Raw genomic sequence first — 14,425 nt, forward strand, 5'->3', positions numbered from 1 at the left:
GCTAAAGCACCATGCAGACACATGTCTATGACGTAGTGATCGTTGGAGCAGGTGGCGCAGGAATGCGCGCCGCACTTGAGTCAGGTGGCCGTGCGCGCACTGCTGTGTTGACTAAGTTGTACCCAACTCGTTCGCACACCGGCGCAGCACAGGGCGGCATGTGTGCTGCCCTTGCCAACGTTGAGGAAGACAACTGGGAATGGCACACCTTCGACACTGTTAAAGGCGGCGACTACCTCGTTGACCAAGACGCAGCGGAAGTAATGTGCAAGGAAGCCATCGACGCAGTCCTCGATCTGGAAAAGATGGGTCTTCCGTTCAACCGCACCCCAGAAGGTCGCATTGACCAGCGCCGTTTCGGTGGTCACACCCGTAACCATGGTGAAGCTGCAGTGCGTCGCTCGTGTTACGCAGCGGACCGCACTGGCCACATGATTTTGCAGACGCTCTTCCAGAACTGCATCAAGGCTGGCGTTGAGTTCTACAACGAGTTCTACGTACTTGACCTGGTCACCACTGAAGTTGATGGCAAAGAAACCACTTCAGGTGTCGTTGCTTATGAATTGGCAACAGGTGAGATCCACGTTTTCCAGGCCAAGAGTGTGGTGTTTGCATCAGGTGGCTTCGGCAAGGTCTTCAAGACCACGTCCAACGCGCACACTCTGACCGGCGATGGCATGGGCATCATCTGGCGTAAGGGTCTTCCGCTGGAAGACATGGAGTTCTACCAGTTCCATCCAACAGGTCTTGCTGGACTTGGTGTACTGCTTACCGAAGGTGCACGCGGCGAAGGTGGCATTCTTCGTAACGCAACAGGCGAGCGCTTCATGGAGCGCGTTGCGCCAACGATCAAGGATCTCGCTCCACGCGACATGGTTGCTCGAGCAATGGTGCAAGAAGTTCGTGAAGGCCGCGGCGCTGGTCCAAACAAGGACTACGTCTACCTCGACCTCACTCACCTTCCACGTGAGCAGATCGAAGAGAAGCTCCCTGACATCACCGAGTTCTCGCGCACGTACCTTGGTGTAGATCCAGTAACCGAACTCGTTCCAGTGTTCCCAACTGCGCACTACGCAATGGGTGGTATCCCAACAGATATCGATGCTCGCGTCCTTCGCAACAACACAGATGTTGTTCCAGGTTTGTACGCCGCTGGCGAATGTGCCTGTGTTTCTGTTCATGGCGCAAACCGCCTTGGCACAAACTCACTTCTCGACATCAACGTGTTTGGTCGTCGTGCAGGTATCGCGTCTGCGGATTATGCAAACACGGTTACCCACACTCCCCTTCCTGAAGATCCTGCAGGCAAGACCATCGCGATGATCGAAATGCTTCGTTCATCAACTGGTGGCGAGCGCATTGCAGTGCTCCGCAAGGAAATGCAAGAAACCATGGATATGAACGCTCAGGTGTACCGCACCGAAGCAACCCTGAAACAAGCACTCAGCGATGTTCAAGAATTGCAGCGCCGTTTCCGCAATGTCTCAATCCAAGACAAGGGCGTTCGCTACAACACCGATCTGCTCGAAGCCATTGAACTTGGCTTCTTGCTTGATCTTGCTGAGGTTCTTGTCGTGAGCGCACTTGAACGCAAGGAATCCCGCGGCGGTCACGCTCGCGAGGACTACCCAACCCGCGACGACGTGAACTTCATGCGTCACACCATGGCTTACCGCAAGGAGCAAGCAGAAGGCAACGCGGTTGTCGAGCTTGATTACAAGCCTGTTGTCGTCACCCGTTACCAACCAATGGAGCGTAAGTACTAATGACTGCTGCAGTTGTAGTTCCAGAAACCCCAGTGTTGGTGGCATCGGATGTCACCTTCAAGATCCGTCGTTTCAACCCAGAGGTTGATTCCGAGCCGCATTACGAGACCTACACGCTCGCGTTGTACCCAACCGATCGCGTACTTGATGCACTCTCCCGAATCAAGGGCGAGATTGATGGATCGCTGACGTTCCGCCGTTCCTGTGGTCACGGTATTTGTGGTTCCGATGCCATGCGCATCAACGGCCGCAACCGCCTTGCCTGCAAGACGCTGGTCAAGGATCTGGACATCACCAAGCCAATCAGCATTGAAGCGATTCAAGGTCTGCCACTTGAGAAGGATCTTGTGGTCGACATGGAACCGTTCTTCGCTGCGTACCGCTCGGTATTGCCGTTCTTGATTCCTGATGGTCATGAGCCAACCAAGGAACGCATTCAGTCAGCTGAAGATCGTGCAAAGTTTGACGATGGCACCAAGTGCATCCTGTGCGCGTGCTGCACAACCTCATGCCCGGTCTACTGGACTGACGATCAGTACTTTGGCCCAGCAGCAATCGTTGCCGCTCACCGGTTCATCTTCGACAGTCGCGATGCTGCAGCTGAGCGTCGTCTGGAGATCTTGAACGAAAAGGAAGGCGTGTGGCGCTGCCGCACTACCTTCAACTGCACTGACGCTTGCCCACGTGGCATTGAAATCACCCAGGCAATTGCCGAAGTAAAGAAGGCACTGATCTTCCGTCGGGTCTAAATTTCATCGCGTCTGAGCCTTAAACAAAGAAAAGAACCCGAGTGGCCAGTGGCTACTCGGGTTCTTTTATGTTGACTGGGGCTTCGCTACTCGCCTAAGCGAAGAATGAAATCCTTTGGCACGATCACATCAGATGGCTCTAGGGCTGCCACAGAAGGCTTCCCAAGGGCCAGCACTGTTGAGTCGATGCCATTGCGCATGACGTCCAGAACGTTCTCAACGCCCGCCTGTCCGTTAGCCGCAAGGCCCCACAGGTAGGCACGGCCGAGCATGACTGCCTTGGCGCCGAGAGCTACGGCCTTCACGGCATCACTTCCGCGGCGAATGCCGCCATCCAGGACGAGGTCGACCCGATCCCCTACAGCATCAGCCAAGGTTGGCAACGCGCGAATGCTGGCCGGAGTGCTGTCGATGTTGTTGCCACCGTGGTTGGAAACCGAGATTGCACTGACGCCTGCATCAACTGCATTACGCGCATCATCAAGGCGCATGATCCCCTTGAGCATGAATGGCGCATCCCAGAGTGAACGCAGCCAGGCCACGTCTTCCCAGGTTGGCGGCGGTGTTTGCATCCATTCGCCATACGCCTCGAAGAACGTAGGTGCTTTCTCCCCGATGCCAGCCATGTTTGGTACTGACAATGCAGGAGGCCGCCCTGTCTTGGCGTAATTCCACAGCCAACGCGGGCGAGGCACGGCTTCAGGGAAATGCTTGATCATGGTCTTCAGACCCATGCGATCGGGAATCTGCGGACTGCCCCAGTCGCGTCCGTATGAGAAGGACCAATCCAGAGTCAAGATGATGCCGGCAGCGCCTGCATCCTTCGCGCGCTGCACCCGCTGTGCGATGAGTTCACGCGGGCCAGACCAATAGATCTGAAAGAAGACCTGAGAGTTCACTGCTGTGACTTCTTCAATGGGCTTGCTGGCAAAAGAGGAAAGCCCCATCGCTGTGCCACGTGCTGCAGCTGCGCGAGCAACCGCAACCTCACCGTCAGGGTGCACTGCTTGCACACCGGTTGGTGAAATCATCACTGGCATTGAAAGGTTTTGGCCCAAGACATGCACGCCAAGGTCACGTTGTGCGTATTGGCCAGCAACATGTGGAGCGAAACCTAACGCAGCAAACGCTGCGAGGTTCGCATCGAGAGTGACACCTTTTTCTGACCCAGCAACCAGTGCCTTATACACCGATTTTGGAATCCGCTTTTGCGCACGCTGCCGTGCGATCTCTACGGTTTCAAACCATTCGTTTGCCATTGATCAATCACATTTCTTATGAGAGAGCCGAAGCGGCAACTGCAACTTCGCTGGAATCAAGCGCATTTGGGTCAAAACCCACCAGTGGATCTTCTGCGCATGCAGGCACTGGAGCATTTTTCGGCTTTATTACAGTCAGCGGAATGCTGCGACTGTGATCAGCAATTGGCTTTGGTAGCGCAATATCTCCACGTGCTGCCAGAGCTTGCTCGCCATAGCCCACAACACATTCTGGGTCTGGACCATCGAGTGGCAAACCAGTAAAGAACTTTGCTGCCATACAACCACCACGGCATGAGCTGTAGTGATCACAGGATGCACAGGCTCCACCGGTTTGTGGTTCACGCAAACTGCTAAAGAGTGCTGACTCACGCCAGATCGGTGTGAACCCACCAGCGTCGCGCAGGTTGCCGGCCAGGAATTCTTCATGGATCGCAAATGGGCAGGCGTACACATCGCCAACCGGATCAATCAAACACACCACTCGCCCAGCGCCACAAAGATTCAAACCAGGTAGCGCTTGGCCATAGGCCGAAAGATGGAAGAACGAGTCACCAGTAAGCACTTCACCGGAATGCTCAACGAGCCAGTCATACAACTCACGTTGCTGACCTGGCAGCAAATGCAATTCATCCCAGGTGTCTGCTCCACGACCTGATGGACGAAGGCGAGTCAAGCGAAGTGAAGCACCGCGATCATCGGCAAGCTTCTTGAACTCATCAAGCTGAGAAACGTTGTGACGCGTGACAACGACAGAAATCTTGAAATCAGAAGCACCCGCTTCAGCCAAGTTGTCGAGTGCTTGCAAGGCTGTCTTGAAGGATCCTTCACCGCGAACTGCATCGTTGACTTCAGCAGTTGCACCATCAAGGGAAATCTGCACATCGACGTAATCTGTAGCAGCAATGCGCGCAGCAGCTTTCTTATCCAAACGCACACCGTTTGTTGAGAACTTCACACCAACCTTGTGCGCGACTGCGTAGTCAACAAGTTCCCAGAAATCTGAACGCACCGTTGGCTCACCACCGCCGATATTGACGTAAAACACCTGCAAACGCTCAAGTTCATCAATAATCGCTTTTGCTTCAGCAGTGCTGAGCTCTCGTGGATCGCGACGACCTGAACTCGAAAGGCAGTGCACACAGGCCAGGTTGCAGGCGTAGGTCAATTCCCAGGTCAAACAAATGGGCGCATCTAGGCCTCGCTCAAATTCAGCGAGCAGGTCGCGCCCAGTGGCCACGGTAGGTGCACTCATGCCAGTTTTCCTTCTTGCCGTGGTGTCAGCATTGATGTCTCAACAAGACGAGCAAGTGCCTGTAAATAGCGATCATGATCAGCTGCAGGAACATTTGCGATGTCCAATGCTGCACGCGCTGATGGTGAATCAGGCAGCGCATCGATCACACGTTGAAGCACTGGATCTTTTACAAAGGTCAAACGTCGGGTGCGAAAGTCATACAGCAACGCACCAAAACGTTCAGGTCGTACGGCTACCGATTCATGCAGGGACCATGCGGCATCCGCATCGAACTCCAATTCAATGACGGTAGAAGCAGCCATTGTTCGGCTTAGTACACGCCGCACATGCCATCGATGGAGACATCTTCAAGCAGATCTTCAACGACGGTTTCAACCACTACTGATGCTGGTGCAGTGTTCATGAATTCCTCCAAAAAGGATGCAATTTCTTCTGTAACCCGTCACAGTAGTGGCACTGAGTGCAGAAAGCACGGGGTCCAAGGGATCTCTTTTGTGACTCAGGTCACTTCAGTGACCACGAGAGGGGCGTTGATGACCACCGACATCCCAACGCGACCAATTGCTGGTCGCCCCCCTGTGACCACCCACGATGAGCTCTGCCAGATCGGCCTGCACCTGTTCGTCACCCAAGGCTTCGACAACACCAGTGTCGATAACATCTCCGCCCAAGCTGGCATCAGCCGCCGAACCTTCTTTCGATACTACGAATCCAAGGCCGACGTGGTGTGGGGCAACTTCGATGATGCCCTTTCAGGCCTTGCGGCCAATCTGCACGCAGTTCCCAGCTCAGTGCCAATGATGGATGCGCTGCGCCAAGCCGTGGTGGCCTTCAATGACTTACCCGCAGATCAAGTAATTCCGCACCGCGCCCGCATGCAACTGATCCTGAGCGTTCCTGCCCTAACTGCTCGCGCAAGTATTCGCTACACCCAATGGCGGGCTGTTGTTGAAGATTTTGTCACTCAGCGGATGGCCGTGCCTAGTGATCACCTGCTCCCCCGAACTGTCGGGCATGCAGCCCTTGGGGCCGCACTTGCCGCGCACGAACAGTGGCTACAGGATGAGGGATCGGATCTTTCCGATTTACTTACCCAAGCATTCACCGCTTTAGCCGCCGGATTTAAGGACGTCACATGACCGCCAGTTCACGCCCTGTTGCTGTTGTCACTGGTGCCGCACGCGGCATTGGAGCGGCCGTTGCACTGGTGTTGGCCAAGAACGGCTGGGATCTCGTACTCGGCGATGTTTCTGATCCAAAATCAGTTGCAGGCCTGAGTTACCCATTGGCATCACAGGATGATCTGCAAGACAGTGCCGACGCTTGCCGCGACGAAGGCGCTGAAGTCATCACTGCAATTTGCGATGTACGTAGCGCAAAAGATGTGAATGCACTCGTGGCACTTGCCGGAGATCGACTTCAGGTTGCAGTTGCTGTTGCCGGCATCATTGCAACGGATGGTTGGGCATGGGAACAATCCCGAGAGTCCTTTGATCTTGATCTCGCCGTGAATCTCTATGGCGTTGTGAACCTTGCTCAGGCAGCAATCCCCGTGCTGTTGAAATCACCAACACCGCACCTATGTCGCTTTGTTGCAGTGACCTCATCTGCAGGTGAACGTGGATTGCCGCAGTTGGCTTCGTATGTCGCCGCAAAGCATGCAGCCGAAGGGTTTGTGAAATCCCTGTCAGCAGATCTTGGTTCAACCGGGATCACTGCAAACACTGTGCTTCCTGGCAGCACGAAAACACAGCTCTTGAATCGCACTGCTGTTGCCTATGACTTGAAGTCAGCTGATGGATTTATTCAAAACCAGCGCCTTGGCCGCTTACTTGAACCAAGTGAAATTGCTTCCGCAGTCGCTTGGCTGTGCTCCCCTGCGGCTTCTGGAACTACCGGGCTTTCGCTGAAGGTTGATGGTGGGTTTCACGGGTGAGTGAACTCGGCGATCTCACGTGGCCTGATGCGCACGCACTCGAGCGTAAGGTCTTAATCATTCCGCTGGGCAGTGTTGAACAACACGGTCCGCACTTGCCTCTCGACACCGACAGCGTGATCGCGCAAGCAATTGCGAATGAGCTTCATGCCCGCACAACCAACTCAGGGCTTGCACCACTCGTTGCGTATGGAGCAAGCGGTGAACACAGTGACTTCACCGGCACACTTTCCATTGGCACAGCAGCACTCACCACCGTATTGACCGAACTCATTCGTGACGCGAGCCGCTATTGGCAGGCCGTGCTCTTCGTCAATGGTCACGGCGGTAATAGCGAGGCCCTAACCGCAGCGCTCAATCTTGCCAAAGCTGAGAGTTACCTCGTTGCGTACACCGGATTGCGTGGCGATGCTCGTGACACACATGCGGGTTATCAGGAAACCTCGTTGATGTTGCATCTTGACCCAACGCGAGTGAAGTTCGATCGTGCTGAACCTGGTAACACGCAACTGCTCAATGAAATTCTCGCGTCCATGCAAGATGGCGGCGTTCGAGCAATCAGTGCTAACGGAATCTTGGGTGATCCAACTCAGGCAACTGCACAATTAGGCGAAAAACTTTTTCTTCAAGCTGTTGACCAGGCTCTTGCTCGTTATGACGCCCTTATCGCGCTCATCTGATAGGGCTGGCCTGGCTGTGGGCAGCGGGAACCGCACCTGTGGTTTCAACGCTCGAATCGATCGACTTTGCGCACTCTTCGCCAACACTCCTGAACCATAAGCAGCATCGGCCAGTAAGCGCATTCCGATAAATCGCACCGGATCAATATCTGGCTTTGTTATGCGCCATTCATGAAGAAGCGGCAACACCATCGATGCAGCAGCAAGCTTTGCCACTCGACCGCCAACGCCTTGAGCCTTTGGGCTTGCTGCCAACAGAGCCCAACCAAGTGGCCAATATTCGCGACGCAAAATATGCCCCGCTGCATGAGCATCCGCCTGCAGCGTCTTGGCTACAAAGAATGGCGTGAGCACGAGCGGCGCATGTTCGCGATGAAGCTTGTCTTGCAAGACATGCGTTGCGGTACCTAATGCTGACAACACGATTCCGGGTTGACCCATGGCAACGCCTGCAGCAGCGATGAGATTCCAACCTGAAATACGTGCTGGAGTTAAAGCGCCAGGATGCCGAGTGTCTAAATCAACTACTGAGGTGCCGTAATCAAAGCGCCGTTTAAGCAGCTCGAGAAAGTCACCACGCAATTCATGCTCGACGATGACTCTCGGTTCGTATCGAACCTGCCAACCCTGTTCAACCATGCGCCAAATGAAGTCAACATCTTCGCCAAGGCGCAGCTCTTCATGAAAACCGCCTTCAGGGATCGCTGAACGACGAACGATCATCACTGCTGCAGGGAGATACGCCAACTGCCCACCGATGCGCACCACTTCGGCATGTGCACCCATATCAAGGGCACTTGCTACATTTTCAAACTTTGTGGTCAAGCTTTCATCTTCAATGCGCGGTCGAATACGCGGCGCAACTGCACCGACCATGGGATCGTCAAACAGCGGCATCAATGCATCGAGCCAAAATGATGGAACGGTGCAATCAGAATCAACAAAGGCGATGAACTCTGCGGTTGTCGTAATAATTCCCGAATTTCGCGCAGCCGCTGGGCCGCCATTCACTTCGCGAACGATTACTCGAGCTTCGCGCTGATGGACGACTTCAGCCACTGCGCTTGAATCTTGCGAATGATCATCGACAACAACGACCCGCAAACCTTGGAGTGACCGCAAACACTCATCAAGTGCATCAACCCGATCATGCGCAGGCACCACAACGTCAACATCCCACTGATGTTGGCGATGCTGTGATTGCGGGTGCGCCAAGCCACGATGCACCAATGCCCGCGCCGCGCGCATTTCAGTTTCCGACGCTGGGCGCAATCCTTGCGAACCAGCAGAAACCAGCGCCTTTGCGAACCCTTGCATTGCCGGCTTCAAGCGAATCAATCCCCAAGGAGATCCGCCAGTTGCATAGCTGCCGCTTGACCATAAACGCGCGCGTTGATCCCACACCACCACCGGTGCGTTCTCAATCGTCATCGCCATCGCCCTTCGAGCGTCAATTCGTGCACTGTTTCATATCGTGACATAAAACAAGGTGGGTGCGAATCCCGAAAGATCCGCACCCACCTTCAACTACTTGTGCTTACTGAGGAGCGCCTGAGTTACTGGCCGCAAGCAAACCGCCGCCATCAACCTTGATCTGCTGACCTGTCACGTAGCGTGACTCATCAGAAGCAAGGAACAGCACCACGTTGCTGATATCGATTGGCTCGATATATGGAATTGGCATGCGCTGGAGTGCGTAGAAAGCCTTCGTTGCCTGCTCGCGAGTTGGGTTCTCAAGATCTGGGCGGAAGGTCTTGTACATCGCTGGGCTGTGCAGCATGTCGGTATTGCAGTTTGTTGGGTGAATCGCATTTACGCGAATCATGAGAGGCGCCATATGCATGGCAAGGTCATGAACCATACGAGCAACGCCGCGCTTTGCATGTGAGTAACCGCCACCACCAGGTCCACTTGATGGAGTATCGGTGCCGCCTGGCATCAAACCGGCAACCGAACCAATGCCGATCATTGATGCACCTTCATGCATGTGCTGGAAGGCAGCCTCGAACACGTTTGTTACGCCAGACAGCATGACCTGAACGGAGTCAAACCAGGCTGTTGGTGCGATGTCGCGACCAAGGGGAGCAATACCAGCGTTACCCACAACAACTTCCAAGTGACCAAGTTCGCTGACGCCTGCATTAACTGCATCCATCACAGCATTGCGATCGCGCACGTCGGTCTGAAAGGTCACGATGCGACGGCCAAGGGCTTCAACGATGCGCTTGGTTTCTGCAAGATCTTCTACGCCAGCCTGTGGGTAGTTCACGGTTGCGAGGTCTTGGCACCAGTCCAGGGCAATGATGTCGGCGCCTTCTTCGGCCAACTTCACCGCGTGACTACGACCTTGTCCACGAGCAGCGCCCGTGACTACTGCAACCTTGCCTTCGACCCGACCGGCCATGTGTAACTCCTTAGAGACTGAAAAGAAGCGGACAGAATGAGGTTCTGTCTCGCGAGTGAGACGACGCTAGCAATGAATGCGACGGGCCACAACAGTTTTTGCGAACCAGTTTCACCCGAATTAGGCAGACAGCAAGGTCGCCTTAGCTTCGTCAATTGAGGTGCTGGTTTGGAGTAAGGCTCGGGTGGACATCACGATGCGCGGCGCACTGATTCCGACAGCGCCAATGAAACGATCATCATCGCTATAGAGCACCACAAGCTTGTCTTTATTGGGCCCAAGATGCATCACATGGGTTTCATATGAACCACCCGGCCAACCCAAGGCTTGAAGTTTGAGTCCGTACATGTCGCTCCAGAAGTACGGCAGATCGTGGAGTTGCTCAAGGGGGTCATCGCCGCTGGACAAGATATTGGCCGCAACCACACGGGCCTGATCAATTGCCGAAGTCCAGTGCTCATGACGACCTTCGCGCCCAGTTGTGGACTTCCAATGCGCTACATCGCCAACTGCGAAAACATCAGTTGCAGAAGTTCGACCGGATGAATCGCAACGAACACCGTTGTCAATATGTAAGCCAGAATCCTTTAACCAATCAACGCTTGGAGCAACACCTAAGCCAACAACCACTGCAGAGGATTCGATGACTTCACCAGTTGAGAGTTCAACGCCTTCCAAGCGCTCATCGCCTACTAAACGTGTCACAAGCGAATCACAATGTAGATCAACGCCTTGTTCACGATGCAAATCAGCAACGTAATTGCCAATAAATTGACCGACAGGCAACTGCAACGGAGTTGAGAGCGCTTCAATCATGGAAACCTCAGCGCCCATAGAACGTGCTGTTGCAACAACTTCACAACCAATGAAGCCCCCACCAATCACGACTAAGCGTCCACCTCGGCGAATGTCCGCGGCAATGCGCTGTGAATCATCAAAGGTGCGCAATACATGTAATCCATCGCGCACAGGTGCACCGGGAAGCATGCGCGGGTGCGCACCTGTCGCGATCACAAGTACGTCGTAATCAATTGAACTTCCATCAGCAAGTGCAACCGTGTGCGCAACAGTGTCGACACCCACAGCTTCTGTGCTGAGCTGCAATTCAAGATTGAGTGCATCAAGTGCATCTTGCGCCAAGAGAAATGGTGGTGTGGCGCCTTCTTTTGCAAGCGCACCTTTGGAAAGGGGCGGTCGGTCATAAGGTGGCAATGCTTCGGTCCCCACCATCACGAGGCGACCCGTGTGCCCAAGGCGGCGCAATTCCTCTGCCGTGCGAATACCCGCAAGACCTGCACCCACGATCACGACTACACCGTTTGACTTCACTACAACCCTCCAGCTTTTCTCGTGGCGTCACCTTATGGGTTCATTCCTGGCGACAAGGATTGACGATTTCCATTGATTGTCTCTACTTTGAGACATTCCCAAGACTCATTCATAGGATTTGTCTCCCCACGCGCAACCAAAGGAACTATTCGTGTCCATAGCCACCGAAACGTTGAATCAGACCGTGCAACAACGCCTCGATGCTGGGCTGATGGAGCATTTGCAAGCACTAGAAGGCACCGACATCAATGACGTCACCGTCGAAGCAGTCGCCAAAGCTGCTGGAGTTTCTCGAGCAACTGCGTATCGGTATCTGGGTTCACGTGAAGAGCTGTTGCGGCGCACAGCACTTGCTCTTGTGAGTGGTCATGCTGATCAATGTCGCGAGGCCGTTGCTCGTGCGACAACGGTGGCACAGCAAGTGGAAGAGATCTTTGCGTTCACCATCCGCCAAACAATCCAAGATCGACACCTACAGATGTTGATGAAGTCACCGCGCACCGCGGGGTTAATAGAAGCCGTGCAGGGGCTGATGGCATCGATCCTGCTGCCGACCTTGCAAGAGGGCCAGCGCGCAGGTCAGGTCCGAGACGACCTCTCGGCCGACGAGCTCATTACCTGGCTGCTCGAGCAGCTCCATCTGCTCACTCGCAAGCGGCTCACGGAGGATCAAGCCCGGCAGTGGGTACAAAACTTCGTCATTCCAGTTCTGGATCCTCCCGGAAATGCCGATGGGCGCCTGCGCTCTCAGGTGCGAGCCCTCCTCGATGACGTCCAAGGCCGACTCCAAGAGGTCAACGTCTCAATCGTGGCTGGCCGCTACACCTTTCGCGCCTAGGGCGTCTCAAGGAATCCAGACCGCGAGACCACAATCGTGATCTCTCTCATGAGATGTCTCATTCTTGAGTCTCAAGTCTGAGCACCGTGTAACCCCTCACGATTTACCAAAATCTTCGAGGATTAGTTGACACAAACCCTTGCCCCACCTCACGACTCGAAAGTATGCTCCGGAATTCAGCGCTAGGACGATCGACCAAGGTTGTCTCTCAAGTGATACACACGGTCGTGTTGTCGCGTGAACTAGCACCACACGTTTGAGGAGCTCCCAGGTGGCGTACGTCATCACCGAACTTTGCATCGACGTCCTTGATCGGACGTGCACAAAGGAATGTCCGGTCGACTGTATTTATGAAGGCGACCGGATGCTGTACATCAATCCGGACGAATGCATCGACTGCGGCGCATGTGAACCCGTGTGCCCAAGTGAAGCCATTCATTACGAAGACGACTTGCCACAAGAAATGAAACACTGGCAAGCAGAAAACGAACGCTTCTTCACCGACGTGCTCGACGGTCGCGATGCACCATTGGGTAAGCCCATGGGTGCACGTAACTCGGGGCGCATTGGCGTTGACACTGAACTTGTACGCAACAGCCCAACGAAGTAAAGCCGAAGGAGATCACGATGGCGGAATCAACGACCCAAGAGCCACGGCCAGTATCGCCGTTTGCCGTATGGCAAGCAGAGCGCTCATCTGATCCACGTGGCTACTACGCCAATTTGCGTAAAGAAGGTCGCATTGACTTCAAAACGCACCGCTGGGCTGGTGGCAAGAAGGGCCCAACCGCTGCAGTGCTGCACCGCGATGACATCGGTCAGTTGCTGCGCGATGTTGATACCTACTCAAGTGAGGTATTCGCGTACGGCCCAGATGTGCATGCAATTCCGCAAGAAATTCAGGCACCGCTACACACCACGTACCGCCGCTTGCTCGACCCACTCTTCTCACCAAAGAAGATGGCCGAACTCCAGCCAAAGGTTGAAGTTGCAGTTAACAAGTTCATTGATGCATTCATCGACAACGGCGAAGTTGAAGTCAATGAAGGCCTTGCAGTGCCACTGCCTTGCATGACCTTCCTAGATCTGCTTGGTTTGCCGTCTGAAGAACTTCAGATGTTGATTTACTGGAAAGACGTACTGATCCGCCCAGAAATCGTTGGTGGCTCTTTCTCCGAAGGCCAGCGCATTCAGGCAGAAGTTGTGCCGCAGATGTTCGCTCGCTTCGCTGCAGAAGTTGAAGATCGCAAGGTCAACCCACGCGACGATCTGATCACCTACTTCACCACAACCGAAGTTGATGGCCGCAAGCTCACAGAAGAAGAGCAGTGCAGTGTGTTGTTCTTCCTGCTCGCAGCAGGTCTGGACACCGTAACCATCTCTTTGCAGGCGATGTTCTACTACATCGCAACGCATCCTGAGACCCAACAACTTCTCCATGACGATCCATCACAGGTTGAGAACGTTGTTGAAGAACTCCTTCGCTGGGAAACCCCAGTGATGAGCGTGATGCGCGTTGCCAAGGAAGACACCGAACTTGGTGGCTGCCCAATTTCCAAGGGCACCTTCATGGTTGCGTGCTTGGCTTCAGGCAACGTTGAGGAAGAAGTGCCAGAGTCACTCAACCTTGACCTCACTCGCGGTGACAAGGCACACCTTGCCTTCGGAGCAGGACCACACCGTTGCCTCGGTTCACACCTGGCACGAATGGAACTGCGCACCGTCATTCGCGAATGGCACAAGCGCATTCCGTTCTACGAAGTCAAGCCGGGTGAAACCATTGAATGGGTGCCATCAGCACTTCGCGGAATTGATTACTTGCCACTTCAGTGGAAGACGAAGGGATAACAATGAAGGTCGCAATTGATGTAGATCTGTGCCAAGGGCACGGACGTTGCTATGAAATCGCCCCAGAAGTCTTCACAGATGATGATCGCGGTCGCGGTGAATTGTTGATGGTTGAGATTCCTGCAGACTTGCAGGAAAAGGTTCGTCAGGCGGTCAATACCTGCCCAGAGCGCGCAATCACTATCTCGGAGTAACTGCCTACTCAAGCAATAACGAAGGGCCGGTATCCATCTGAACTGAACCCCGAAAGTTGGAGTTCATTGCGGGAGTGGGCTCAGGCTACTTGAAGGGATTGGGTCCGGTATTCGACCGGGCTCAATCCCTTCAGTCGTTCCTGGATGCGGTCGTGGTTCCACCA

At 54.4% G+C, this 14,425-nt stretch carries 16 protein-coding genes; 9 read left to right on the plus strand and 7 right to left on the minus strand.

All coding sequences use genetic code 11. The features are described 5' to 3' along the window. Nucleotides 1-11 precede the first annotated feature (11 nt). Both sdhA and PHN51_02980 read left to right on the plus strand, forming a co-directional pair. Nucleotides 12-1,766, plus strand: a complete 1,755-nt coding sequence (gene sdhA, locus PHN51_02975; GenBank protein ID MDD2817743.1) for a succinate dehydrogenase flavoprotein subunit — start codon at nucleotides 12-14, stop codon at nucleotides 1,764-1,766. Then, entirely contained in the window at nucleotides 1,766-2,515 is a 750-nt protein-coding gene (locus tag PHN51_02980) for a succinate dehydrogenase iron-sulfur subunit (GenBank protein ID MDD2817744.1), read from the plus strand. Before sdhA ends, PHN51_02980 begins: the two co-directional genes overlap by 1 nt. Nucleotides 2,516-2,601: 86 nt before the next feature. Here PHN51_02980 and mftD read toward each other — a convergent pair whose 3' ends face one another. Genes mftD through mftA form a run of 4 tightly spaced genes read right to left on the minus strand, consistent with a single transcriptional unit; the run spans nucleotide 2,602 to nucleotide 5,435 of the window. Beyond that, on the minus strand, nucleotides 2,602-3,774 hold the full coding sequence (mftD, locus tag PHN51_02985; GenBank protein MDD2817745.1) for a mycofactocin biosynthesis FMN-dependent deaminase MftD: 1,173 nt from the start codon (nucleotides 3,772-3,774) through the stop codon (nucleotides 2,602-2,604). 16 nt (nucleotides 3,775-3,790) lie between these two features. Beyond that, nucleotides 3,791-5,029 (minus strand): mycofactocin radical SAM maturase, encoded by a 1,239-nt coding sequence (gene mftC / locus PHN51_02990; GenBank protein ID MDD2817746.1) that lies wholly within the window; start codon nucleotides 5,027-5,029, stop codon nucleotides 3,791-3,793. Further along, entirely contained in the window at nucleotides 5,026-5,334 is a 309-nt protein-coding gene (gene mftB, locus PHN51_02995; GenBank protein MDD2817747.1) for a mycofactocin biosynthesis chaperone MftB, read from the minus strand. Before mftB ends, mftC begins: the two co-directional genes overlap by 4 nt. Nucleotides 5,335-5,342: 8 nt before the next feature. Then, the gene (gene mftA, locus PHN51_03000; GenBank protein MDD2817748.1) at nucleotides 5,343-5,435 is read right to left on the minus strand and encodes a mycofactocin precursor MftA; all 93 of its coding nucleotides are present in this window, start codon (nucleotides 5,433-5,435) and stop codon (nucleotides 5,343-5,345) included. 130 nt (nucleotides 5,436-5,565) lie between these two features. On the opposite strand from mftA, the gene mftR reads away from it, so the two are divergent. From mftR to mftE, 3 genes are read left to right on the plus strand one after another with little or no spacing between them, the layout of a single operon-like run. Then, nucleotides 5,566-6,171: a mycofactocin system transcriptional regulator gene (mftR, locus tag PHN51_03005; protein MDD2817749.1), complete on the plus strand. Its 606-nt coding sequence runs from the start codon at nucleotides 5,566-5,568 to the stop codon at nucleotides 6,169-6,171. Further along, nucleotides 6,168-6,968, plus strand: a complete 801-nt coding sequence (locus tag PHN51_03010; GenBank protein MDD2817750.1) for an SDR family oxidoreductase — start codon at nucleotides 6,168-6,170, stop codon at nucleotides 6,966-6,968. Before mftR ends, PHN51_03010 begins: the two co-directional genes overlap by 4 nt. Further along, complete coding sequence (gene mftE, locus PHN51_03015; protein MDD2817751.1) at nucleotides 6,965-7,648, plus strand: mycofactocin biosynthesis peptidyl-dipeptidase MftE; 684 nt, start codon at nucleotides 6,965-6,967, stop codon at nucleotides 7,646-7,648. Before PHN51_03010 ends, mftE begins: the two co-directional genes overlap by 4 nt. On the opposite strand, the gene mftF is transcribed toward mftE, so the two are convergent. The 3 genes from mftF to PHN51_03030 form a co-directional block, all read right to left on the minus strand. Further along, nucleotides 7,574-9,079, minus strand: a complete 1,506-nt coding sequence (mftF, locus tag PHN51_03020) for a mycofactocin biosynthesis glycosyltransferase MftF (GenBank protein MDD2817752.1) — start codon at nucleotides 9,077-9,079, stop codon at nucleotides 7,574-7,576. The genes mftE and mftF overlap by 75 nt on opposite strands. A 106-nt stretch (nucleotides 9,080-9,185) precedes the next feature. After that, nucleotides 9,186-10,052 (minus strand): mycofactocin-coupled SDR family oxidoreductase, encoded by an 867-nt coding sequence (locus PHN51_03025; GenBank protein ID MDD2817753.1) that lies wholly within the window; start codon nucleotides 10,050-10,052, stop codon nucleotides 9,186-9,188. Nucleotides 10,053-10,172: 120 nt separating this feature from the next. Then, a complete protein-coding gene (locus tag PHN51_03030) occupies nucleotides 10,173-11,381 on the minus strand; it encodes an FAD-dependent oxidoreductase (GenBank protein ID MDD2817754.1) in 1,209 nt (402 codons plus the stop codon). 151 nt (nucleotides 11,382-11,532) lie between these two features. Between PHN51_03030 and PHN51_03035 the strand changes: the two genes are divergently transcribed. From PHN51_03035 to PHN51_03050, 4 genes are all read left to right on the plus strand, one after another. Continuing rightward, the gene (locus tag PHN51_03035) at nucleotides 11,533-12,219 is read left to right on the plus strand and encodes a helix-turn-helix domain containing protein (GenBank protein MDD2817755.1); all 687 of its coding nucleotides are present in this window, start codon (nucleotides 11,533-11,535) and stop codon (nucleotides 12,217-12,219) included. 271 nt (nucleotides 12,220-12,490) lie between these two features. Continuing rightward, a complete protein-coding gene (locus tag PHN51_03040; protein MDD2817756.1) occupies nucleotides 12,491-12,829 on the plus strand; it encodes a ferredoxin family protein in 339 nt (112 codons plus the stop codon). Between the two features lie 17 nt (nucleotides 12,830-12,846). Continuing rightward, nucleotides 12,847-14,067 (plus strand): cytochrome P450, encoded by a 1,221-nt coding sequence (locus tag PHN51_03045; protein MDD2817757.1) that lies wholly within the window; start codon nucleotides 12,847-12,849, stop codon nucleotides 14,065-14,067. A gap of 2 nt (nucleotides 14,068-14,069) precedes the next feature. Further along, entirely contained in the window at nucleotides 14,070-14,261 is a 192-nt protein-coding gene (locus PHN51_03050; GenBank protein MDD2817758.1) for a ferredoxin, read from the plus strand. The last annotated feature ends 164 nt before the right edge of the window (nucleotides 14,262-14,425 follow it).

The organism is Candidatus Nanopelagicales bacterium (assembly GCA_028687755.1).
Lineage (GTDB): Bacteria > Actinomycetota > Actinomycetes > S36-B12 > S36-B12 > UBA11398.